Source organism: Marinobacterium sp. BA1 (assembly GCF_041155135.1).
Taxonomy (GTDB): domain Bacteria; phylum Pseudomonadota; class Gammaproteobacteria; order Pseudomonadales; family Balneatricaceae; genus Marinobacterium; species Marinobacterium iners.
The window spans coordinates 704,159-725,634 of sequence record NZ_BAAFHC010000001.1; the positions used below are offsets into that span (position 1 = coordinate 704,159).

Below are 21,476 nucleotides of genomic sequence, written 5' to 3' on the forward strand. Positions count from 1 at the left end.
TCAAGGATTAATGCAGGTAGAGATCCTGGTCGTCGAAGATGTCGCCAATTTGGCGCATCAGACGACGCTCTTCCATTAGGTCTTCGATCTGGCGGCGGCGCTTGCCGTTATAGCGTACACGGCTGCGGCCGATCTCTTCCTCTTCGGTAAACTGCTCGTTCCAGTCGTCCAGATCGTCATCTGCAACTTGATCGACACGGATTTTGGTGCCCATCGACATGATCTCATTTATCAGGTTTAACAGGTGCGGCAGGGCCGCGTCATGTATGTGGGAGCGATTTCGGACCGGTTTTTAAGGTTGCCGCCGAGGCCGCGTCATGACTGGGTTTGAGCCCCGTCTCCACTTCCGCGAATATAGTTCAGTGGCCGGTCGGCTTCAAAATAAAAAATTGCTATCGCCTGGATTAAAAAAGACGAGAATGCGCTATCAGGAGAGGAGAAGGGCTGCCGGTTGGCAGCCCTTGGGGATTACTTTTCGAAAACGTAGGTGCCGGGTGCCACTGTCAGTGGTGGATATTCCTTTGATCCCATGGTCGGGGGGGCAACTTTGCTGCCGGAGTGCTTGTCCAGCCATTCGCACCAGGGCACCCACCAGGAGCCGTCCTGGCTCTCATGACGAACCAGCCAGTCATCAGCCGGAATATGTTTGTCTTCTGCAGTCTGAACACCCACCTGATAGCTGCGTCTCGGGTGGCCGGGCTCGCTGACGATACCGGCATTGTGGCCGCCACTGGTGAGTACAAATGTCACTTCAGTGTTCATCAGGTCATGGATCTTGTAGACAGATCGCCACGGTGCCACATGGTCGGTCTGGGTTGCGACGCAGAAAACGGGAACGCGAATGTCTCGCAGCGAGATGGCACGATCACCCACACGGAAACGCCCGCTGGCAAGGTCGTTTTTCAGGAACAGGCGCTGCAGATACTCAGAGTGCATTTTGTAAGGCATGCGGGTGGAGTCGGCGTTCCAGGCCATCAGGTCGTTCATGTGTGGCGGTTCACCCAATAGATATTCGCTGACTATTCGCGACCAGATAAGGTCATGGGAACGCAGCAGCGTGAAGGCACCGGCCATCTGCTGTGTATCCAGATAGCCGCGGTCCCACATCAGGTCTTCCATATAGCTGAGCTGACTTTCATCGATAAACAGCATTAGCTCGCCGGCTTCAGTAAAGTCGGTCTGTGCCGTAAACAGACTGAGTGATTTCAGGCGATCATCGTTGTCTCGTGCCATGGCCGAGGCGGCAATGGTGGCAAGCGTGCCTCCAAGGCAATAGCCGACAAGGTGTACCTTCTGCTCAGGTACCACCGAGTTGATCACTTTCAGTGCGTCCATCACACCACGGCGCAGGTAATCACCCATGCCCATGTCACGGTCTTGGGCGGTGGGGTTGTGCCAGGAGATCATGAAGACCGTGTGGCCCTTGTCAACCAGGTACTTGACCATGGAATTGTGCTCGGAAAGGTCAAGAATGTAGTACTTCATGATCCAGGCGGGTGTAATCAGAACCGGCTCGGCGGCAACCTTGTCGGTTGTGGGCGAGTACTGAATCAGCTCAATCAGGCGGTTACGGAACACCACTTTGCCGGGTGTTACCGCCAGGTTCTTGCCGGGCATGAATTCGGGGTCGATATCATCCGTTTCACTCAACAGGTTATGCTGGATATCCTCCAGCATGTTCTGCAGTCCCTGTACCAGATTCTGGCCGCCGGTATTAACGGTTTTCTCTACCACCAGCGGGTTTGTCATTGGGTAATTGGTCGGCGAGAACAGGTCAAGCCACTGGCGCGCGGCAAACGACACCATATTCTCATGGTGGGGGGCAACGCCGGGAATTCCGGTAGTCGCATAGTGCCACCACTGTTCCTGCAGCAGAAAACCCTGTGACATCACATTGTAGGGAAAGCGTTTCCAGGCCTCGTCACGAAAGCGACGGTCTCCCGGCAGTGGCTTGATGAAAGGGGGCGCGTTGGCATCAAGACTGGCGCGGCCGGCCCAGAGAGAAAATGCACTGAGCTTGCGCACCATATTCTCACGCATCTCGTTCATTTTGCCTGGTGAATGGCTGGTATGGATCAGCCAGTCCATGTAGGCCAGGGTCAGAGAGGCGGGCGACATGCCGTTGGTGTAACGTCCCTCGATGGCATGGATGACACGGTCTATGCTGTTCTTAATGTCCGGTAGTGGCATGCGGGTCATTCGAATCTCCTTTCTTGTCCGGTGGGGGCCCGGAACCTTAGTGTTAAGAGTAACAGTCAGTATAGGGGCGGTGTATGACTATTTTTTAACCCAAAGTCGAATTGCCAATAACCTCACTTTTCGACTTTTGCTGCAGGTGCGAAAAATATAGAATAGCTTATATTACGTTATGCTTGAATGCACACCGGCGCAGCCGGCGATCAGGGGATCAAAGCGAGTGTCGACCAAATACCTCAAACGCTTCTTCAAACCCGAATCCATTGCCATTTTCGGTGCTTCCGAGCGCGAGGACAGCATGGGCGGAATCGTGCTGCGTAACCTGCTGGACAGTGGTTATGCGGGTAAGCTGATGGCGGTCAATGCTCAAGGGTATGAGCAGGTTAACGGTGTTCATTGCTATCGATCGCTGTCAGACCTGCCTGAAATGCCGGATCTGGCCATTATTTGTTCACCGCCTGAAAGCGTGGCGGGTATCATTCGCAAACTTGGCGCCAATATGGTCAAGGCAGCCATGATTCTGACCGGAGGGCTGAGCAATTCGGACAGTGATCATTCCCGTTCACTGCGCGAAGAGGTCCGTGAGGCAGCACGCCCCTATGGCATTCGCATTCTGGGCCCAGACTGCATGGGTTTGCTGGTACCGGGATCAAAGCTCAATGCGAGCTACGCGCATGTGAACATAAGCAAGGGCAAGGTGGCCTATGTCGGTCAGTCAGGGCTGCTGGGCACGGCCATGATTGACTGGGCCAGCGGGCAGGAGATCGGTTTCTCCCACTTTCTTACACTGGGTGAAGGTGTTGACGTCGATCTGCCTGCCATTATCGACTATCTGGCAAAAGATCCCACCACCCATGCCATTCTGTTGCAGATGGATCGTATTATCGGTTCTGCGCGCGACTTTGTCTCAGCGGTACGGGCTGCGTCCCGCAACAAGCTGGTGCTGGTACTCAAATCCAATATCATCCAGGACGGTCGTATGTCGGTGGAATTGGCCCCCGGCGTTGATGATGAAGACCGTGTATATGATGCGGCCCTGCGCCGAGCCGGCGCCGTGCGGGTTGAAACCTCGGACCAGCTGTTTAATGCACTGGAAACCCTGTCACGAATGAAGCCGATGCGCGGTGAGCGCCTCGCCATTGTCTGTAACGGTATGGGCCCCAACGCATTGGCCAATGATCGACTGCTGCGCAAGCAGGGCAAGCTGAGTGAAATTACCGAAGAGACTCGGACCGCACTTGAGGCCATTTTGCCGGCCGAGTGGAATGGGCGTAACCCGGTTGATCTCAACGCCGATGCGACCCCGGAACGTTTTGCCGAAGCCATTCGTTTGTTGACCAAGGACCCTAACGTTGATGCAGTACTGACCATTCATGCACCGACACGCATGGCTGCCAGCGTTGCGACAGCCGATGAGGTGATCAAGGTGGCACGCAAGACACCGCGCAATGTGCTGACCTGCTGGATGGGCCGCTTTTCGGCCATCGAGGCACGCAACCACTGCAACGCAGCTGGTATTCCCACCTTTATGACCCCGGAAGAGTCGGTGGACGCCTTTATGCAGATGGTTGATTACCACCGTAATCAGGCCGCCATGCGCCAGACGCCGGCGCCATACCATTTGCATAACCTGCCAAATCGAAAGCGGGCACGGCAGATGCTGCAGGATGCGCATGCAGAGGGGCGGGACTATCTGACCCACTCTGAAGCCAGTGATCTGTTGGATCTGTACGAAATCCCGACACCCAATACCGGCTATGCCGATGATATCGTCGGGGTCGTGGAGCTGGCACGGCAGATGGGTGGTTCGGTAGCCGTCAAGGCGCTGCACCAGGACAATCTGTACCCCTTCTTTTACGACAGTAGCGCCTACCAGCGCTGGCGTGATCTGGCGCTGGATCTGTACTCCATCAGCGAAGTGCGCCATGCCACCACCAAGCTGGCCTACAGAGTGAGTGAACGGTACCAGCCAGAGCAGACCCACGGCTTCGTGGTACAACAGATGAAACGTGGCTTTCAATCCCTCCAGATCAATGTGGGTGTGACCCGTGATCCCGTATTTGGCCCACTGATTCTGTTCGGTGTGGGTGGCTATGCGATTGATGTACTGGCCGATCGCAATATCATGCTGCCGCCGCTGAACTTCGCATTGGCGCGTCAGCTGGTCAAGCGCTCGCGGGTGTACAACATCATCAGCGAAAACAGTTATCAGGTTGAGCGTGATGTTGATCATCTGTGTGAGCTACTGATACGCCTGTCGGAGATGGTGGTTGATCTGCCTGAACTGAAATGTCTGGAGATCAATCCGCTGCTGCTGAACAAGCGTGGGCTGCTGGCCGTCGATTGCGCCGTATCGCTGGGTGAGGCCGCGAGGCTGTCGATATCTCCGTACCCGGAACATCTCAGCGAGAATGTCTCTCTGCGTCGCTCTGGACGCAAGGCGATTCTGCGCGCCATTCGTGGTGAGGACGAGCCGGCTCACCTGGAGTTTTTCAACTCGCTTAGCCCGGAGTCGATCCGGTTGCGTTATTTTTACAGTCGAGGTGTGCCCAGCCATGCGGAGCTGGCCAACTGGACCCAGATCGACTACGACCGTGAAATGGCTTTCATTGTGTCGGCACCGAAACTCAGTGGTGCAGGATTTGAAACCCTGGGGGTAGTGCGAGCCGTGACCGATGCCGATAATATACGCAGCGAGTTTTCCATCGTGATCCGGGACGACATGCAGGGCGAAGGGCTTGGGGTAATGCTGATGCAGAAAACCATCGATTACTGCACCAGTCGTGGCACTTTGCAGCTGGTGGGGTCCACCATGCCCAGCAATAAAGGTATGCAGGGGTTAGCTCGCAAGCTTGGCTTCAAGATCAGCTACAACATGGAAGAGGATGTGGTTGATATGAAAATGATGCTGAACGAGCCCACTGAAGACTGGCAGATCTACCGCCTGCAGCACTGATCTCCTTGACCGACCAATCCAGCCGACAGGACGCTCCCGAGTGGGCGTCCGGTATTGTTACGTATTATGAGCACAGCAACCGAACCCGATCAATCCGCTTTCCGTCTTTCGTTGCCGGTACTGTTTGGCTATATACCGCTGGGGATGGCCTTTGGCGTCCTGTTTTCCGAGCTGGGGTATCACTGGCTGTATGCAGCCCTGATGGGGCTGGTGATCTATGCCGGGGCTGGCCAGTTCATGGCAGTGGGCCTGCTGGCCAATCAGGCAGGTCTGGTTGAAGTGTTCGTGGCTACACTATTGCTGAATGCCCGTCACATGGTATATGGCCTGTCACTCTTGAGTAACCTCACACTGCAGGGCTCGCGCCGTTGGTATCTGATCTACGCCCTGACCGACGAAACCTATTCGCTGCTGACCATGCTGCAGGCCGGCTGTGATCGAATACGCGCTCGGCTTCAGTTCAGGTTGGCACTGCTGAATCACCTCTACTGGGTGATCGGTTGTACCCTGGGGGCCTGGCTGGGTGGGCAAATCAGCTTTTCAACGGCGGGTATCGAGTTCACGCTGCCTGCACTGTTCCTGGTGCTGACATTGGAACAATATCGAGTGGTACGCCGACCGGGTGTGTTTGTTCTGGCACTGGTAATCGGCCTGCTGGCGCTTTTGATCAGTGCCGACAACATGCTGATGTTATCCATAGGAATGGCCGTTTCATTGTTGATCATGGCCAGAGGAGGAGAGGCATGGAGCCGACTGCGTATCTTCTGAGTGTCATAGCCGTGGCTGCTCTGGCCACCTTTCTGACACGAGCACTGCCTTTTGTGCTGCTTTATCGTTGGGCTGACCACCCGCTGCTGAAGCATCTGGGGCGCTATTTGCCACCTGTGCTGATGGTTTTGCTGCTGTTGTACGCATTGAGGGACGCGTTGATGACGGGGCAATATCTATTGCCCTCGCTGTTGTCGCTGGGGCTTGTGACTGCGCTGCACTGGCTGCTGCGCAATCCGCTGATCAGCATTTTGTCCGGTACCGGTCTTTATATGTTGTTGATCCAGACAATGCCCACTGGCTGACATATATCAGGGCTGATGGGGGCAAAACAGGTCGTGCAGGGTGCGTATAATGGTGATCGCGGTGTTACCGTTGAGCGAGTAAAAAATGGTTTGGGACTCGCGTCGAGTACGTACCAATCCATCCCGGCGCAGCACGGCCAGATGTTGCGACAGGGCTGACTGGCTCAGATCAAGGCAGCGATTGAGCTCAGATACGGACAACTCCTTGCCGTCGAGGTGACACAGAATCAGCAGGCGACTGTCGTTGCCCAGCACGCGCATCAGTTTCGCGGCAGATGCTGCATTCTGCTTCATCATCTCGATGCTGTCAGGGCTTAACTGTGGGGCAGGTTCGGCAGGGCGGTGGTCCGTGTGAGTCACGTCACAATACTCCAATCTTGTTATTTGTTGGCAATTCTAGCCTATCACTACAGTTAATCCAATTTAACTAATATACCTAGAACGAATATTAGTCTTCTCTTATGTCATAACGTGCCGACACTTCAGACCCTCGCGCCCGTGTATGTGACGATGATTTAGGGGAAACCCTTATACTTTGGTGCAGCTCGCGACTAAAGTCGATTGTTGACACCTCGACTTGCTTTGCCTTCGCCTATAACGTTCCGCCTGCTTGTTGTCAGGGGGTTGGGGAGCCCCCTGCTTTCCTTAAATAGAAATAAAACACTGGTCAATGCCAGAGGAGCACTTATGGAACTCTATCAGCGAAAGCATGGGGAGGAGCATCCGTATTGGAAGTTCGGCCCTTTCAAAATTCGTCTGCCATTCATTCACCATCGCTGGGAATGGCCAGAAACCATCCAGGCCTTGATCATGTTCGTGGTTGGCATGGCAATGATACCGCTGCTGGAGCAGTATCTTGGCCTGCCTTACGATGTGGCACTGGCGTTTGTGGTGATCTGTGGTTTTGGCTTTATGCTGCCAACCGTGTTGGGAGTTCCGATGGTGCCGGGTTGGATAACACCCGCGATTCCGGTCGTGGTGCTGTTTCTTGGCAATTTTGAACCCGGTCCCGAAGCAATACGCGCACTGATCGGGCTGCAGCTGGTCGTCACCCTGATCTTCTTTGTTCTCGGCATCACGCGGCTGGGCAGCAAGCTTGTCGACATGTTTCCGGATTCGATCAAGGGTGGCATTCTGATGGGAGCGGGTATTGCCGCCATATCCGGTGAAATTGTGGCGGGTGGCCGACTTGAGCAAACGCCGGTTTCTCTGATCATCGGTGGTGCCGTGACCGGGTACGTTCTGTTTTCACTGTCATTTCGTGACTGGACGGAAAAACACCGCTGGGCAAGGGTAATCGCCGGCTATGGTATGGTCCCGGGTGCGTTGGTGGCGATGGCCATCGGTTGGGCCGTAGGTGAATATCCAATTCCTGAGGTCCAGTTTGGCCTGTCTGCACCTGCGTTTGACAAGGTGCTGGACTACACCGTATTCGGTGTTGGCCTGCCATCCCTTGAGATGGTCTGGATGGCAATTCCGACCGCTGTGATCGCCTATATTATCGCGTTCGGCGATATCATCGTGGGTAAAAGCCTGCTCAACCGTGTGGACCACCTGCGCCCTGATGAAAAAATTGAAGTCAATGTTGACCGGGTGCACCTTGTCACCGCCATGCGTAACCTGATGCATTCGCTGCTGGCCCCCTATCCGGGTCTGGCTGGCCCCTTGTTCACTGGTGCGATGGCAACCATTGCGGAGCGCTATCGTTACGGTCGCAAGGCGATGGATACCATCTACAGCGGGGCCAGCATCTTCTGGATTGTCGGGTTTATTGCATTGTTCATGCTGCCACTGGTGACCCTGTTCAAGCCTGTGCTGCCGATTGCTCTGTCCCTGACGTTGCTGATCACCGGCTATCTCTGTATCAGTGTGGGCGTTGAGCAGATCGATAACGCCACCTCCATGGGCGTTGCCGGCACCATGGGGGTTGTGCTGTCAGTCTACGGCGCAGCCTATGGGCTGGCTGTGGGTATCATTCTTTACCTGCTGCTGGAGCGCCGCTCGAAAAAGGCATTGCAAGAGCACGCCGGCGAAATGCCGGAAGAACCGATACACATTGAAGAAATAGCCGAGGATTACGGTAACCGTTGAAACAGGGGCTGTCGGTGCAAGGATGCACCACAGCCAACTCAGGCTCTGGCAAAGTCGGTGCGGCTCTTGCGACGCTGAGCAGCCGGCTTGTTGTTGCCCGCCTGAGTACAGTTGCGGCCCCGTTCCTTGGCCAAATAGAGAGCCTGATCGGCACGCTTGATGACTTCCTGCGGTGTTTCACCGGTTTTGTTCTGGCACACACCGATACTGATCGTCACCTTTACGATGCTGGTATCAACGGAGTTGCTGCCTCGCTGATTGCGACCACTCTTATCATCGTCCGGTCGGTTCTGATCACGTATCTTCATCGGGTAGTCTGCAACACGCTGGCGTACCTGCTCAAGTGCATCAAAGGCTTCCTGCTCCGAGCGGCGCTTGAACACAATTGTGAATTCCTCACCACCATAGCGAAACAGCCTGCCGCCACCGCGCACCAGATTCAACTGTGATGCAACCATCCGTAATACCTGGTCTCCGATATCATGCCCATAGCGGTCATTGAATTTCTTGAAATGATCGATATCCAACATGGCAATCGAATAGTGTCGGCCTGGTCCAATGAGATAATGTTCAAGTGCACGGCGACCGGGAATGCCGGTGAGTGTGTCAATAAATGCCATACCGTAGCCGTGATGAATCAGAGCGCCAATCAGTAACAGTTGTGCCAGCAGATGGTAGCCGCTGTTGAGCAGAGGCTGTCCCGGTTGACTAAGGCTGATCAGGAATGCGAACGACAGCGCAGCAGTTGCCAGTGCATCTACCGGCTGGCGCCGCAATCGCAGCAGGCAGATGGGCAGCAACAGGAGCAGATTCCACCAGAAGGCAGCTGTTGGAAGAGCCAGTCCCGGAGCAATAAAGTTGAGTAATGCCAGTGGTAGAAGCGGCAGCAGCTGTGTCAGCAGTTGGGGAGACTCAAGCCAGATAAGTCCCGGGACAAGATAGATGACAATCAAACAGCCGCAGCGAAGCATGCCGCTGCGAGACAGCAGGCCTCGTTCAGGCAGAAGCAGTAATACAATCTGGCCCAAGGGCCAGAACAGACTCAGCAAAACCAGAAGCACATAACTGGCCGGATTATCGGGACCGGCATCGGCTGTGGCGTGCAGCAGGGTGGCGGCACAGGCAAAGTGCAGTGACAGCAGGAGAATTCGGCCATGCTTAAAGCCGATAGCCAACAGCATCACCATCAGCGCCAGAAGCCAGGGTAGGGTATTCAACAGCAGCTGGTGACCGGGCGTAAGCAGGTGGAGCTGATCACGCAGCAAAAACGGAACCGGCAGCAACAGCAACGGCAGCAAACGCAACGCCAGTTTCAGAATCACGTGAACACCCACTCCATTATCCGGGCAAGAGTCGCAAGTTTAACACGCCCGGAGAGAATGAGCCTGCCGATTGTGCTGTTGAGCACAGTCGGCAGGTGTGGTGTCAGGCGTGATGAGTCGGTTTGAATCCGATCATGCGAGCGATAAGAATGGCAGGGCACCAGCCGGTAAAGGCTGACTGAATCAAGCTAAGCCCAATAATCAGCGGCAGGATCAAAAGGGTTGGGCCGACCATGCCCAATACTACGGGCAAGCTGGTGGCGAGAATTAGAATACCGGCAATAATATGAACGCCCTGGTTGACGCTCATGCCCTTGGAGTCACACACCTCTTCCTTCAGGCCCAGCAAGCGAAACACCGTGATGGCGGGGCACCAGCGAGTAAAGGCAGACTGCAGCAGGTTGAAACCGACAAAGGCAGTTAGCCAGAGCCAGAGGGCAGAGTGGTATTGGCTAAGAGCCAGGCTTATCAGCACAACGGTACCGGCCATCAGGCGCAGGGCAGCATTCAATGTCATCGAGCATCTCCTTTGATTAGCGTTTTCTGAATTATATATAATTAATGTCTAATATTAATAGTCAAAAGTCGACTGAATATCCAATGCTGTCGTTTCCATGCTCCTTCAGTCGGGCTATGCTGGAAAAAATTCTGACAGGAGACCGGCATGAGTGAGTTCAGGCGTTTATTGGTGAATCTTGCTGAGGATGAGCACCGGGGCGAGCTGCTGCAGAAGATGCGGCGTCTGCTGACGCCCGACAGTCAGGTTGAACTGTTTTCCTGTGTCTATTCGGCGGGATTGGACAGCAGTCATCTGTTCGACGCTGATGGGCGCCAGCATGCGATTCAGTCCGTCTTGAGAAAGGTGGAAAAAGGTCTGCAGTCCCATATGGACAAGCTGGTACAGCAGGAGATTGAGGCCGGGGCGGATGTCTACTGGGATCGGGATCGAGCTGAAGGCGTGGTACGCAAGGCGCTGCGCTATCAGCCCGAGCTGGTGCTGCATGCGTTGGAGCCTCATCCCAGGGTGCTGAGCCAGCTGCTGGCGGCGTCTGACTGGCGTTTGCTGCGCCAGTGCCCGGCACCACTGCTGCTAAGCAAGACACGTCAATGGTCTGAGCGTCCTCGCATTGCAGCCGCCATCGACCCTTTTCATCTTGATGATGCCGCTGCTGAGCTGGATCAGAAGCTGTTGAGCCATGCAACACGGTTGGCGGCACAGCTGGGGGGAGAACTGCATGTGATTCACGTATTCAATACGCTGCCACACTCGGCCATTTTCGATGAGCACCTGGTTGTGGATTACGAGCAGCTGCAGAAAAAAGTGGCAATAGAGCACCGGCAGCGGATTGGTGAAATGATTGCGCCACTGCAACTGGAGGTCGGAGACCCCTGCGTTCACCTTAGGGAAGGTGAGTTTCATCAGGTATTGCCGAAGCTGATCGATGAACAGTCAATCGATGTGCTGGTGATGGGGTCTTTGGCGCGCGGTTTTATCGATCGACTGCTGCTGGGAAGTTCTGCTGAGCGTCTGTTGGATCAGGTCCGCTGTGACCTGATGATCGTCAAACCGGACAGCTTTCACTGCCCGGTGACAGAGTTCTAGACAGCAGGGCTAAATCTCGAAGCTGGCCCATACAGGGGCATGGTCGGACGGTTTTTCCATGCCTCGTATCTCGTAATCGATACCGGCATCTCGACAGCGCTCCAGCAATACGGGCGTGGCCATAATCGCGTCAATGCGCAGGCCGCGACGAGGATCGTCGTCAAAACCACGGCTGCGGTAATCGAACCAGCTGAACAGGTTGTCCTCCTCCGGGTGCAGTATGCGGAAGCTGTCACCCAGGCCCCACTGCTTAAGCTGGTCAAGCCACTCGCGCTCAACCGGCTGGAAGCTGGTTTTGCCGGTTTTCAGCCAGCGTTTGCGGTTGACTTCACCGATACCGATATCCTTGTCTTCAGCCGAAATATTAAGATCACCCATCACCACCAGCGGCTGCTCGGGGTTGCAGCTGGACTGCAGATAAGCCAGCAGATCAGCATAGAAACGACGCTTGGCCGGGAATTTTGTCTCGTGGGCAATGTTCTCGCCCTGGGGGAAGTAGCCGTTAAGAACCTTGATGGGCTTGCCGCTGGCCGAGTTGAACTCGGCCATGATCATGCGGCGCTGGGCATCAGGCTCATCCCCCGGAAAACCGTATTCAACATTAATCGCAGGCTCACGAGAAATCAGGCACACGCCGTAATGTCCCTTTTGACCGTGATAGACAACGTGATATCCCATCGCCTCGATCTGCTCTCGCGGGAACTGGTCATCGGCTACCTTGGTTTCCTGAATGCCGATCACATCCGGCTGATGCTTTTCGATCAATCGCTCAAGCTGGTGCATGCGTGCGCGAATACCGTTGGTATTGAAAGAGATCAGTTTCATGCTCTGTCCTGAAGGAAGCTGCGGGTCAGGTGAATCATATTATCAGAAACGGCCAGCCAGGTGGGTGCGATGCAATAGTTTTTGGCTATTACTGCGGGGCGGCAGTTCTATTGGGCTATCGTGTTACAGCCCGATACAATGTCTCTAATGAACGAATGGATTGTTAAGGAGAGCACAGTGGCAGAATTCGATTATGACCTGTTTGTGATTGGCGCCGGGTCGGGCGGTGTACGTGCTGGCCGGATGGCTGCCGGCATGGGAGTTCGGGTAGCTGTAGCCGAAGATCGCTATCTTGGTGGTACCTGCGTTAACGTGGGCTGCGTGCCGAAAAAACTCTATGTCTATGCGTCACATTATGCTGAGTCCTTGCATGAAGCCGAGGGCTACGGCTTGAAGGCGGAGTCTGTCCAATTTGACTGGGCGACTTTGCGAGACAACAAAAAGCAGGAGATTGCCCGTCTTAACGGGATCTACACCAACCTGCTCAAAAATGCCGGCTGTGAGTTGATGGATGGCCGCGCCAGCATCACAGGGGCTAATGAGGTCAGTGTCAACGGCAAGACTTATACTGCAGAGCGGATTCTGGTGGCTACCGGAGGCTGGCCCTTTGTGCCGGACCTGCCAGGCAAGGAACATGTCATCAGCTCCAACGAAGTGTTTGATCTGGAACAGTTCCCCGAGGATGTGATCGTCGTTGGCGGAGGCTACATTGCGGTTGAGTTTGCCGGCATATTTGCAGGCCTGGGTGCGCGCACTGAGCTGATCTATCGCGGTGAGCTGTTTCTGCGCGGGTTTGATCAGGAAGTGCGAGAATTCACGGCCCAGGAAGTGGCGAAGAAGGGTGTAAACCTCAGCTTCGATACCAATATCGAGTCGATTGAGCGGTTAGCCAGCGGCCGCTTGAGTGCCCGCCTGACGGATGGGCGTATCCTGGAAGCCGATCAGATACTGTATGCCACCGGTCGTGTACCCAATACCGATGGGCTTGGGCTTGAAGCACTGGGCGTTGCACAGGCAAAAAACGGAGCCGTAATCGTCAACGATCAGTTTCAGACCTCGGTGCCGTCGATCTATGCCATCGGTGATGTGATTGACCGGGTGCAGCTGACCCCTGTGGCGTTGGCCGAAGGCATGGCGCTGGTGCGAAGCCTCTATGCCAAGGGTTCACCCAAGGTGGATTACGACCTGATCCCCACGGCCGTATTCTGTCAGCCCAATATCGGAACGGTTGGTCTGAGTGAAGAGCAGGCGCGTGAGCGGTACAGCAATATTCAGGTGTTCCGCTCCGAGTTTCGTGCGCTCAAGCACACGTTAAGCGGCAGTGACGAGCGCACCTTGATGAAAATGATAGTGGATGCTGACACCGATCGCGTGCTTGGCGTACACATGGTGGGCGCAGAAGCCGGTGAGATCATTCAGGGTATCGGTGTGGCACTCAAGGCAGGCGCAACCAAGGCGGTATTTGACAGCACCATTGGCATCCACCCGACGGCAGCGGAAGAGTTTGTCACCATGCGTGAGCCGGTCAGGTGATCCAGGCTTAAGCAGCAAAAAAGGCCGGGCATCAGTCCCGGCCTTTTTCGTTCAGCTCAGCCAGAGAGGAGTCGCTGCTGTCTATCGTGGCGGCAGCCAAAGATGCAGTGTACGAAACCAGTTCAACCCGGTCAGTTGCTCACGCAGACGCTCCTGCAACTCTCGCGCCGTTAGGCCTGTGTGCAGCATAAGCTGGTGAAACTGCTCAGAAGCCTTGATGTCCAGGTCGATATACTCAGGGTGGTAGTACAGGATCAGCTCGTAGTCGGGATTGTCACCCAGAATACGGCTGATGATAGCGTCCAGATGTTGGCTGACTTCAGGCCGTGTTGGCATGACAGGGCAAAATACCTCGTCATGGAATTCTTCATCATCGTAGGTATCGATATGGAAAATGATATGGCTGATATCATCGAAGCGGCTCTGCAGCTGACACACCACGTTGTCGCCGATGAAGTGCCCTTCCGCCGCACTGAGGTGAGGAGCAACCTGAAGGTGCATTTCCAACAGGCTTTGGCTACCCATGCGACGACTTTTGAAGCTATGCACATTGATTACGCCGTCAACACTCAGCACCTGCTCGCGCAGTTTGGTGACCTTTTCTTCCGGCAGAGCCGTGTCGACCAGTTCGGTAATGCTTTTGGCGACCAGGTCCCAGCCTATCTTGCCGACCATTAGCGCAACCAGTACTGCTGCAAGGGCGTCCAGCCACCAGATGCCGGCCATGGCGCCTGCAACAGCCAGCAGTACGACGATGGATGAGAAGGCATCAGTACGACTGTGCCAGGCATTGGCGATGATCAGGTCAGAGTCCAGCTTCTTGCCTACCTTGAACGTGTACTGGAAGATCCATTCCTTGCTGACAATGGAAAGTGCTGCAACGATCAGTGCCGGCCAGCTGGGCAGAATTGTTGGTTGCTCGCTGAACAGAAGCTGCAGACTGTCATAGGCCATCACGCCACCGACACCTACCAGAATCACGCCGAGCGCAACCGTGCCGACGGTTTCAAAACGCGCATGGCCCCAGGGGTGGTTTTCGTCAGGTGCCTGGTGAGACAGACGCAACACGATGACCACCATGAAGTCGGTGACCAGGTCCGACAATGAGTGGATACCGTCCGCAACCAGCGCAGTGGAGTTGGCGATGACCCCAATCAGGATTTTAAGGATGCCGAGTACGGTGTCCAGAACAGCACCAATGATGGTGACTTTTTCGGCTGCCTTGCGGCGTATGTCCAGTTGCTCTTGCATCAATCCGAAGCTCTCTCATCCGACAGCGGGGGATGATACCTGCAACACTCGGCCAGAACCAGCGCAAAGGCCTTAAAATTAACACTTGCGTTATGTAACATATTGATAATAAATGAATAAATACAGCTGATCAAAAAATAATCAATCTGTAGAAGAGCAAGAGAACATGCCTGCTGAAGCCGTTTGGTAATCAAATTTTCACAGTGTTATCCACAGCAGATGTGGGTATACCCGGCCAGCCCAGAGGTAATGGGGGATGGCGGTAAAGTCTGTGTGAGCGATTGTCCCTCTAGGCGAGAGTAACCTAAGATGTTGCTTTGAATTTTGACCTTCACGGGAGCGAAAATGCAAACCTCAGTCATGACCCAATGGTTTTTGCCGCTGGCGCTGTTTGTCATCATGCTGGGGGTTGGTATGACGCTCAGGGTTGATGACTTCCGGCGTGTGCTCAAGGCACCCCGCGCTGTGCTGGTGGGGTTGCTGGGACAGCTGCTGTTACTGCCTTGCCTGGGGCTGATGTTGGTAACGGCGCTAGAGTTGCCGCCATTGTTGGCCGTTGGCTTGATGGTACTGACCTTTGCACCGGGTGGCGCTACCTCCAACATGCTAACCTTGTTATCGCGGGGCGACACGGCTTTGTCGGTGTCGCTAACCGCTATTTCAAGCCTGATTACGCCTTTTTCGCTGCCGTTGTTGACGTTGATGGCCCTGAGTCATTGGCAGGGAGACGCTGTACTGCCCGATTTTCCTGTGTTGGAGTCGGTGATGAAGTTGGTACTGGTGACATTGTTGCCGGTGTTACTGGGCATGCTTGTCAGTGGCCGCAGCCCTGGCTTCAGCCAACGGGTTAAAAGGCCTGTAAAGATACTGTCGCTGGTGTTTATGGTTGTGGTTGTTACCGGAATTGTGGCGGCCAACTGGGGACGCTTGCCGGCTCTGGTTGCCATTGTAGGGCCTGCAGCGTTGCTGCTGGCACTTTTGGCAATGGGCAGTGGCTACTTGCTGGCTCGCCTGATGCGGCTACAGGCATCGCAGCAGGTGACCCTGAGTATTGAAGTGGGAATTCAAAATGCGGGGACGGCTTTGCTTGTGACGGGCGGTTTGCTGCAGAGTGCTGAAATGTCTGCCAGTGCGCTGATCTACGGGGTGTTGATGCAATTGCCGGCCTTGCTGCTGGTGGGTTGGCGCAACCGTGATCTGGTGCTGGTGCGCCAGCGCATTCAATGATTAGTCGATACCGGTGATCTTGTGCGTCTGCAGACCCAGTTTCCACTGTGGATGCGCCATGCAGTAGTCGATGCAGCGGCGGATATTGGTAGTTTGCAGAGGGCCATCCATTGGCTGCAGATAAAAATGGTCAAAGTGCATTTCAGTGAACCGTTCGGGTTGAGCCAGTGGCTGTGGGTAGACCAGCTTCAGCTCGTTACCGCTATGTACAACCAGTTCGCTGCCGGCCTTGGGGCTGACGCAGATCCAGTCGATACCTTCGGGCAGAGGGCAAGTACCGTTGGTTTCGATGGCAATCTCAAAACCCTCGCCGTGCAGAGCGTCAATCAGATCTGAATCAAGCTGCAGGGCGGGCTCTCCACCAGTGCAGACAACGTAGGGCTTGCCGTCTGGGGAGTCCGGCCAGAACGAGCGAACCCGCTGTGCAAGCTTGGCCGCGCTGGCAAACTTACCACCATTTTGTCCATCGACGCCGACAAAGTCCGTGTCGCAGAAGTCACAGATTGCTTTAGATCGATCCTGCTCCCGGCCGGACCAAAGGTTGCAGCCGGCAAAACGGCAGAATACCGCTGCCCGTCCTGCTTGAGCACCTTCTCCCTGCAGCGTATAGAAGATCTCCTTAACGCTGTACATGCTCGCCTCCAAGCGCCGCGATCAGCTCAGGCAGCAGGCGGGCATACTCGAGCCCCATGCGAGCCAGTTCGGTATCACGGGCCGCGAGTGCCTCTTCAGGCGTGTCGGCTTCGAGCTGATCACGGTACTCATCGCACAGGCGCAGGCGGTGCAGGCTCAGGTCTTCATGCAGGACCAGCCGGATCTGCTGCTGCCATTCCAGCGCCAACCGCTTGACCAGCATGCCGGTACTGATATGTGCTGCAATCTCGTCACACAGCAGTTCCTGGCCCTTGACGCTGATTTTGCTGCCCTCGGTCATCGGGTCACGCAACTCACACTCATCTTCCAGTGCCCAGCCCTGTGGCATGGTTTCACCCTGTACCCAGGCTGTCATGACCTTATCGGCCTGCACTTGAGTTTGCACCAGCTGTACCTTGAGTGATCCCAGCGCCTGGCGCAGCTGATTCAGCAGATCTTCTGCACGCTTGTGCGAGGAGGCATCCACCAGCAGCCAGCCCTGCTGTGGCATCAGCAGGGCGTATGTACGGCGACGACGGGTAAAGCTGCGTGGTAGCAGGTCCAGAATGACTTCATCCTTGAGTTGCAGCTTCTCTTTGCGGTAGACCTTACGACTTTGCTCGGCTTCAATCAGGGCAACACGCTCATCCAATGCCTCGCGTACAACGCTGCCGGGCAGAATGCGCTCTTCCTGCAGCAGGTTGATCAGCATGAAGCCGTTGCTGCTGAATACCAGCATCTCGTCAGCTTCGCTCACTGGTGCCCTCCAGCCGCTGCGACTCAGTTCCTGACTGCCACAGGGGGTGAATGGATGTTCTGACAGGGCTTCGCTCAGGTGTTCAGGGGTAAACCCCGGGGTGGGTTCAAAGCGATAGACAATGGCATTACGGAACCAGAGCATGGACTCTCCAGAGGTGCAAAAGGGGTGAATTATAACAGTGTGCACCGGGAAGGCGTACCCGGTGCATCAGATGGGAAGTTCAGCAGCCTTCGTAGGCGAGCAGGGAGTAGACGGGGATGCCCAGTTCCTGAATGCGGGTGGAACCCTGCAGATCCGGCAGATCGATCAGGGCGGCGGCCTCGATAACCTCCGCGCCAAGTTTCTTGATCAGGGTGCAGGCGGCCAAAATGGTGCCGCCGGTAGCAATCAGGTCATCGAACAGAAGTACGCGATCACCGGACTCAACCGAGTCAATCTGCATTTCAACTGCGGCGGTACCGTACTCCAGCGTATATTCCTGATGAATGGTTTCGCCCGGCAGCTTGCCTTTTTTGCGCTCCAGCACCAGCGGCAGGTTAAGCTGGTGCGCCAGGATCGCGCCAAACAGGAAGCCACGGGCGTCAATACAGGCAATATGCGTAATGTCGCTGTCGATATAACGCTGGATGAATGCATCCGACACCATACGCATCGCTTTGGGGTCTTTGAAAATGGGAGTTACATCGCGAAAGGTTACACCGGGTTCGGGCCAGTCCTGCAGTGAACGGATGACAGACTTCACATAAAACTCATCGTAGGACATAAATATCTCCCGGTTAGGCGCTCAATTGACATAACTCAATGCTGCGAGGGCGGATTAAGGGTGTAATGGCTTCGTTGGGTTACACATTGAGATGGCTACTTCATTGTGCAACTTGAGGCATGGCTTCGAAAGAGGCCATGCCTTTTTTATTGGCGTGATACTGGCCCCGGTTATAAACCGCCAACCGTATGGATGGGCTTGATAATGTTGGCAGCTTCCCCGTCATGGTGTCAGCTGGTCTGGTTTTCCTGATGCTGGGAGCATTCACCTTGGCGTGCCTCGCCAGACAAACGATACATTTCGTCCAGGTTGGTCAGCTCCACTTCCTTGCCGTCCACTTGCATCAGGTCCATCTTTTGAAAGCGCGTAAAGATGCGGCTGACGGTTTCCACGGCCAGGCCCAGATAGTTGCCGATCTCGTTACGTGACATCGACAGACGGAAGTTGGATGCAGAGTACCCGCGTGCCTTGAAGCGCTGAGACAATTTGAGCAGAAAGGTTGCCACGCGTTGTTCTGCATTTTTCTTCGACAGCAACAGCATCATTTGCTGATCATCTCGCAGTTCCTTGCTCATGCTGCGCAGCATCTGACGGCGCAGTTCGGGCAGTTGACCTGAAAGTTCATCCAGACGTTCAAAGGGGATCTCACAGACGGTCGTGGTTTCCAGTACCTTGGCTGACATGGGATAGGTTTCGGCATCAAATCCACTCAGGCCGACCAGTTCGCCCGGGAAATAAAAGCCAGTGATCTGCTCTTCACCCTCATTGGTGAGCGTGTAGCTCTTGATTGTGCCGGCCCGAAGGGCATACACGGAGCTGAAGGGTTCACCCTGATGGAACAGGTGTTCACCTTTCTTGAGCGGGCGGCTTTTCTCGATAATATCATCGAGCCGGTCGATCTCGGTCAGGTCAAGCGATACCGGAAGACAGAGTGAGCTCAGGCTGCAGGTCTTGCAATGGACCTGTTGCAGGCTGTGAAGCTTTCCTTGAGATTTCCAGTCGGCCATGGGGTCATCCTTATTTTGGGTTCGTCACGCTGCGAGTGCTTTCCCGCATTATGTAACATTTACCCCAGAGGGTGAAGCGCCGGGCCCGGTTAACGGGCCTCGACTTTAGATGATACGCGAGAAACTCCGTGTGGCTTCATGTTTCGGTATATAGGCATCGAACGCCATACAGATGCGTCTTATCAGCAGGCGGCCTGCTGCAGTCACGCGAATGCGACTGGATGACAACTCGATCAAGCCATCAGTACTGAACTGCTGCAGTTCAGCCTGCTCGGCATTGAAATAATCGCCAAACTGAATATCAAAGCGCTGCTCGACGGCCGCAACATCTAGTTCAAATTGACAGATCAACTCAGTAATGACCGCGCGGCGAATATGATCATCACGGCTCAGTGTTACACCGCGCTTGACGGCATGTTGCTGCTGAGCAACGGCCTGACTGTAGGCGGCAATATCATGCTCGTTCTGATAATAGACATCGCCAATCTGACTGATGGCTGATACGCCCATGGCAACCAGGTCACAATCGGAATGGGTGGTGTAACCTTGAAAGTTGCGATGAAGCTTGCCTTCCGCCTGGGCGAGGGCCAGTTCATCATCGGGCTTGGCGAAATGGTCCATGCCTATATAAACGTAACCGGCCTCAAGCAGGCGATTGATACTGTTTTGCAGTATGTTGAGCTTGGTTTCGGGGCTGGGCAAGTCTTCAGCACGAATGTGTTTCTGTGAGCGGAATCGATCTGGCAGGTGCGCATAGTTGAACACTGACAGGCGGTCAGGGCTCATGGCAATGACGGTGTCGAGGGTATCGGCAAAGCTTTCTTCGCTTTGATGCGGCAGGCCGTAGATCAGGTCCATGTTGATCGATTTGAATCCCAGTTCATGCGAGCATTGCAGTACGCGCGCGGTCATCTCGGTGGGCTGGACGCGATTGACCGCCTCCTGTACCCGTGCATCCACATCCTGTACACCAAGACTGATACGGTTGAAGCCGATCTCGCGCAAAACCTCCAGAGTCTGGTCACTGGCTTCACGCGGATCAATCTCAATTGAATAGTCGCCCTTGTCGTCATCACGCAAATTGAAATTACTGCGCAGTGCCTGCATCAGCTCACGCATTTGATCATCGCTGATAAACGTCGGGGTACCACCACCCCAATGCAGCTGATTTACCTGCCGGTCTCCACGGTACCACTGTGACAGCTTTGCCATTTCACGATAAACAGTATCAAGATAGGGCTGAGCTTTCTTGCGGTTGCGGGTGATCACCTTGTTACAGGCGCAGTAGTAGCAAACGTGAGCACAAAAAGGGATATGCACATACAGCGACAAGGGTGCATGAGGGTCACTTGTGGAGCGCCCGGTTTCGATCAACTTCTCGGGGCTCAGGCCGGAATCGAACTGGATCGCAGTCGGGTACGAGGTATAGCGGGGGCCGGACAGGTCATAACGCTTGATCAGGTCCATATCCCAACTGATGGTTGTCTGGTTGTTCACCTCAGTACCTCTATTTGTTGGCCGGCCGGGCATTATAGGGAAGAGTGACCGGGCGGTTGTTGATGGATATCAATGCGGGTGCAACAGGCCGGTCCATGGCAGGGTTGCCAGACCAAACAGAATTACCAAAAGCCCCGCCCCCTGTCTTACACCACTGCGTTGTAATAACTGTTTCAATTGGCGTGCCAGGAGCGCCGATGTGAGCAGAGCAGGTAGAGTACCGGCACCGAATACCAGCATCAGACTCGCACTGGTGAGGCTGTTGTTGCTCACCGTACCGGCCCAGAGCAGAGTCGTATAGACCAGACCGCACGGCAACCAACCCCAGAGCGCGCCCAGGAGCAGCGCCTTGGGCAGGGTGTCGGCGGGCAGCAGGGTGTGGGTGAAAGGCTGTAACCGGCGCCAAACAACACCTCCGGCTCGTTCCAGATAGGCCGCGCCTTGCCACCAGCCGGCAATGTATAAACCCATCACAACCATGATGAGCGCAGCAACGCTACGCAGAATCAATGTAAGCTCAGCCGTTTGAGTAAACAGCTGGCCCAGCTGACCGATCAGGGCACCCGCAAGGGCATAACTGAACAGGCGACCAAGATTGTAGGCCAGTTGAAAGCGAAGGACTCGCTCACCGCCACTCATGGCCAGACTGCCGGCGATTCCGCCGCACATTCCGATACAGTGAGTGCTGCCGGCGAGGCCGAACAACAGGGCGGAAGCAAGAAGGGCGGGTTCAGGCATG

At 55.1% G+C, this 21,476-nt stretch carries 20 protein-coding genes; 7 read left to right on the top strand and 13 right to left on the bottom strand.

Features of this window, described 5'->3' with window-relative positions; all coding sequences use genetic code 11:
- Positions 1-7: 7 nt before the first annotated feature.
- Both ACAM29_RS03450 and ACAM29_RS03455 read right to left on the bottom strand, forming a co-directional pair.
- Positions 8-214 (bottom strand): PA3496 family putative envelope integrity protein, encoded by a 207-nt coding sequence (locus ACAM29_RS03450; RefSeq protein WP_091823303.1) that lies wholly within the window; start codon positions 212-214, stop codon positions 8-10.
- Positions 215-468: 254 nt separating this feature from the next.
- Positions 469-2,199: an alpha/beta hydrolase gene (locus ACAM29_RS03455; protein ID WP_206834437.1), complete on the bottom strand. Its 1,731-nt coding sequence runs from the start codon at positions 2,197-2,199 to the stop codon at positions 469-471.
- 217 nt (positions 2,200-2,416) lie between these two features.
- Between ACAM29_RS03455 and ACAM29_RS03460 the strand changes: the two genes are divergently transcribed.
- The 3 genes from ACAM29_RS03460 to ACAM29_RS03470 all read left to right on the top strand — a co-directional run bounded on the left by ACAM29_RS03460 (position 2,417) and on the right by ACAM29_RS03470 (position 6,225).
- Positions 2,417-5,152 (top strand): GNAT family N-acetyltransferase, encoded by a 2,736-nt coding sequence (locus ACAM29_RS03460; RefSeq protein WP_206834436.1) that lies wholly within the window; start codon positions 2,417-2,419, stop codon positions 5,150-5,152.
- Positions 5,153-5,218: 66 nt separating this feature from the next.
- Positions 5,219-5,920 (top strand): AzlC family ABC transporter permease, encoded by a 702-nt coding sequence (locus tag ACAM29_RS03465; protein ID WP_369623207.1) that lies wholly within the window; start codon positions 5,219-5,221, stop codon positions 5,918-5,920.
- Positions 5,896-6,225, top strand: a complete 330-nt coding sequence (locus ACAM29_RS03470) for a branched-chain amino acid transporter permease (protein ID WP_091823294.1) — start codon at positions 5,896-5,898, stop codon at positions 6,223-6,225. The genes ACAM29_RS03465 and ACAM29_RS03470 overlap by 25 nt, the downstream gene beginning before the upstream one ends.
- A gap of 6 nt (positions 6,226-6,231) precedes the next feature.
- Here the strand turns inward: ACAM29_RS03470 and ACAM29_RS03475 are convergent, their stop codons facing one another.
- Positions 6,232-6,519: a helix-turn-helix transcriptional regulator gene (locus ACAM29_RS03475; protein WP_242530195.1), complete on the bottom strand. Its 288-nt coding sequence runs from the start codon at positions 6,517-6,519 to the stop codon at positions 6,232-6,234.
- A 393-nt stretch (positions 6,520-6,912) separates the two neighbouring features.
- On the opposite strand from ACAM29_RS03475, the gene ACAM29_RS03480 reads away from it, so the two are divergent.
- Entirely contained in the window at positions 6,913-8,316 is a 1,404-nt protein-coding gene (locus ACAM29_RS03480) for a xanthine/uracil/vitamin C permease (RefSeq protein WP_206834434.1), read from the top strand.
- Between the two features lie 38 nt (positions 8,317-8,354).
- Here the strand turns inward: ACAM29_RS03480 and ACAM29_RS03485 are convergent, their stop codons facing one another.
- Both ACAM29_RS03485 and ACAM29_RS03490 read right to left on the bottom strand, forming a co-directional pair.
- Complete coding sequence (locus ACAM29_RS03485) at positions 8,355-9,638, bottom strand: GGDEF domain-containing protein (RefSeq protein ID WP_369623208.1); 1,284 nt, start codon at positions 9,636-9,638, stop codon at positions 8,355-8,357.
- A gap of 103 nt (positions 9,639-9,741) precedes the next feature.
- Positions 9,742-10,155 carry a DUF2892 domain-containing protein gene (locus ACAM29_RS03490; RefSeq protein ID WP_369623209.1) on the bottom strand — a complete coding sequence of 138 codons (414 nt, stop codon included), beginning with the start codon at positions 10,153-10,155 and terminating at the stop codon, positions 9,742-9,744.
- A 147-nt stretch (positions 10,156-10,302) separates the two neighbouring features.
- Here ACAM29_RS03490 and ACAM29_RS03495 point away from each other — a divergent pair, with 147 nt between their 5' ends.
- The gene (locus tag ACAM29_RS03495; protein WP_369623210.1) at positions 10,303-11,241 is read left to right on the top strand and encodes a universal stress protein; all 939 of its coding nucleotides are present in this window, start codon (positions 10,303-10,305) and stop codon (positions 11,239-11,241) included.
- 9 nt (positions 11,242-11,250) lie between these two features.
- Here the strand turns inward: ACAM29_RS03495 and xthA are convergent, their stop codons facing one another.
- Positions 11,251-12,066 (bottom strand): exodeoxyribonuclease III, encoded by an 816-nt coding sequence (xthA, locus tag ACAM29_RS03500; protein ID WP_206834431.1) that lies wholly within the window; start codon positions 12,064-12,066, stop codon positions 11,251-11,253.
- Between the two features lie 177 nt (positions 12,067-12,243).
- On the opposite strand from xthA, the gene gor reads away from it, so the two are divergent.
- On the top strand, positions 12,244-13,599 hold the full coding sequence (gene gor / locus ACAM29_RS03505) for a glutathione-disulfide reductase (RefSeq protein ID WP_369623211.1): 1,356 nt from the start codon (positions 12,244-12,246) through the stop codon (positions 13,597-13,599).
- A gap of 81 nt (positions 13,600-13,680) precedes the next feature.
- Here gor and ACAM29_RS03510 read toward each other — a convergent pair whose 3' ends face one another.
- Positions 13,681-14,850 (bottom strand): cation diffusion facilitator family transporter, encoded by a 1,170-nt coding sequence (locus tag ACAM29_RS03510; protein WP_091823270.1) that lies wholly within the window; start codon positions 14,848-14,850, stop codon positions 13,681-13,683.
- A 345-nt stretch (positions 14,851-15,195) separates the two neighbouring features.
- On the opposite strand from ACAM29_RS03510, the gene ACAM29_RS03515 reads away from it, so the two are divergent.
- Positions 15,196-16,077, top strand: coding sequence for a bile acid:sodium symporter family protein (locus ACAM29_RS03515; RefSeq protein ID WP_369623212.1), 882 nt, complete (start codon positions 15,196-15,198; stop codon positions 16,075-16,077).
- On the opposite strand, the gene queE is transcribed toward ACAM29_RS03515, so the two are convergent.
- From queE to ACAM29_RS03545, 6 genes are all read right to left on the bottom strand, one after another.
- Positions 16,078-16,710 (bottom strand): 7-carboxy-7-deazaguanine synthase, encoded by a 633-nt coding sequence (queE, locus tag ACAM29_RS03520; protein WP_369623213.1) that lies wholly within the window; start codon positions 16,708-16,710, stop codon positions 16,078-16,080.
- Entirely contained in the window at positions 16,697-17,611 is a 915-nt protein-coding gene (locus tag ACAM29_RS03525; protein WP_369623214.1) for a recombination-associated protein RdgC, read from the bottom strand. Before ACAM29_RS03525 ends, queE begins: the two co-directional genes overlap by 14 nt.
- Before the next feature lie 79 nt (positions 17,612-17,690).
- A complete protein-coding gene (locus ACAM29_RS03530) occupies positions 17,691-18,233 on the bottom strand; it encodes an adenine phosphoribosyltransferase (RefSeq protein WP_369623215.1) in 543 nt (180 codons plus the stop codon).
- A 230-nt stretch (positions 18,234-18,463) separates the two neighbouring features.
- On the bottom strand, positions 18,464-19,240 hold the full coding sequence (fnr, locus tag ACAM29_RS03535) for a fumarate/nitrate reduction transcriptional regulator Fnr (RefSeq protein WP_091823256.1): 777 nt from the start codon (positions 19,238-19,240) through the stop codon (positions 18,464-18,466).
- A gap of 105 nt (positions 19,241-19,345) precedes the next feature.
- The gene (gene hemN, locus ACAM29_RS03540) at positions 19,346-20,737 is read right to left on the bottom strand and encodes an oxygen-independent coproporphyrinogen III oxidase (protein ID WP_369623216.1); all 1,392 of its coding nucleotides are present in this window, start codon (positions 20,735-20,737) and stop codon (positions 19,346-19,348) included.
- 69 nt (positions 20,738-20,806) lie between these two features.
- A complete protein-coding gene (locus ACAM29_RS03545) occupies positions 20,807-21,475 on the bottom strand; it encodes a sulfite exporter TauE/SafE family protein (RefSeq protein WP_091823250.1) in 669 nt (222 codons plus the stop codon).
- Position 21,476 lies beyond the last annotated feature (1 nt).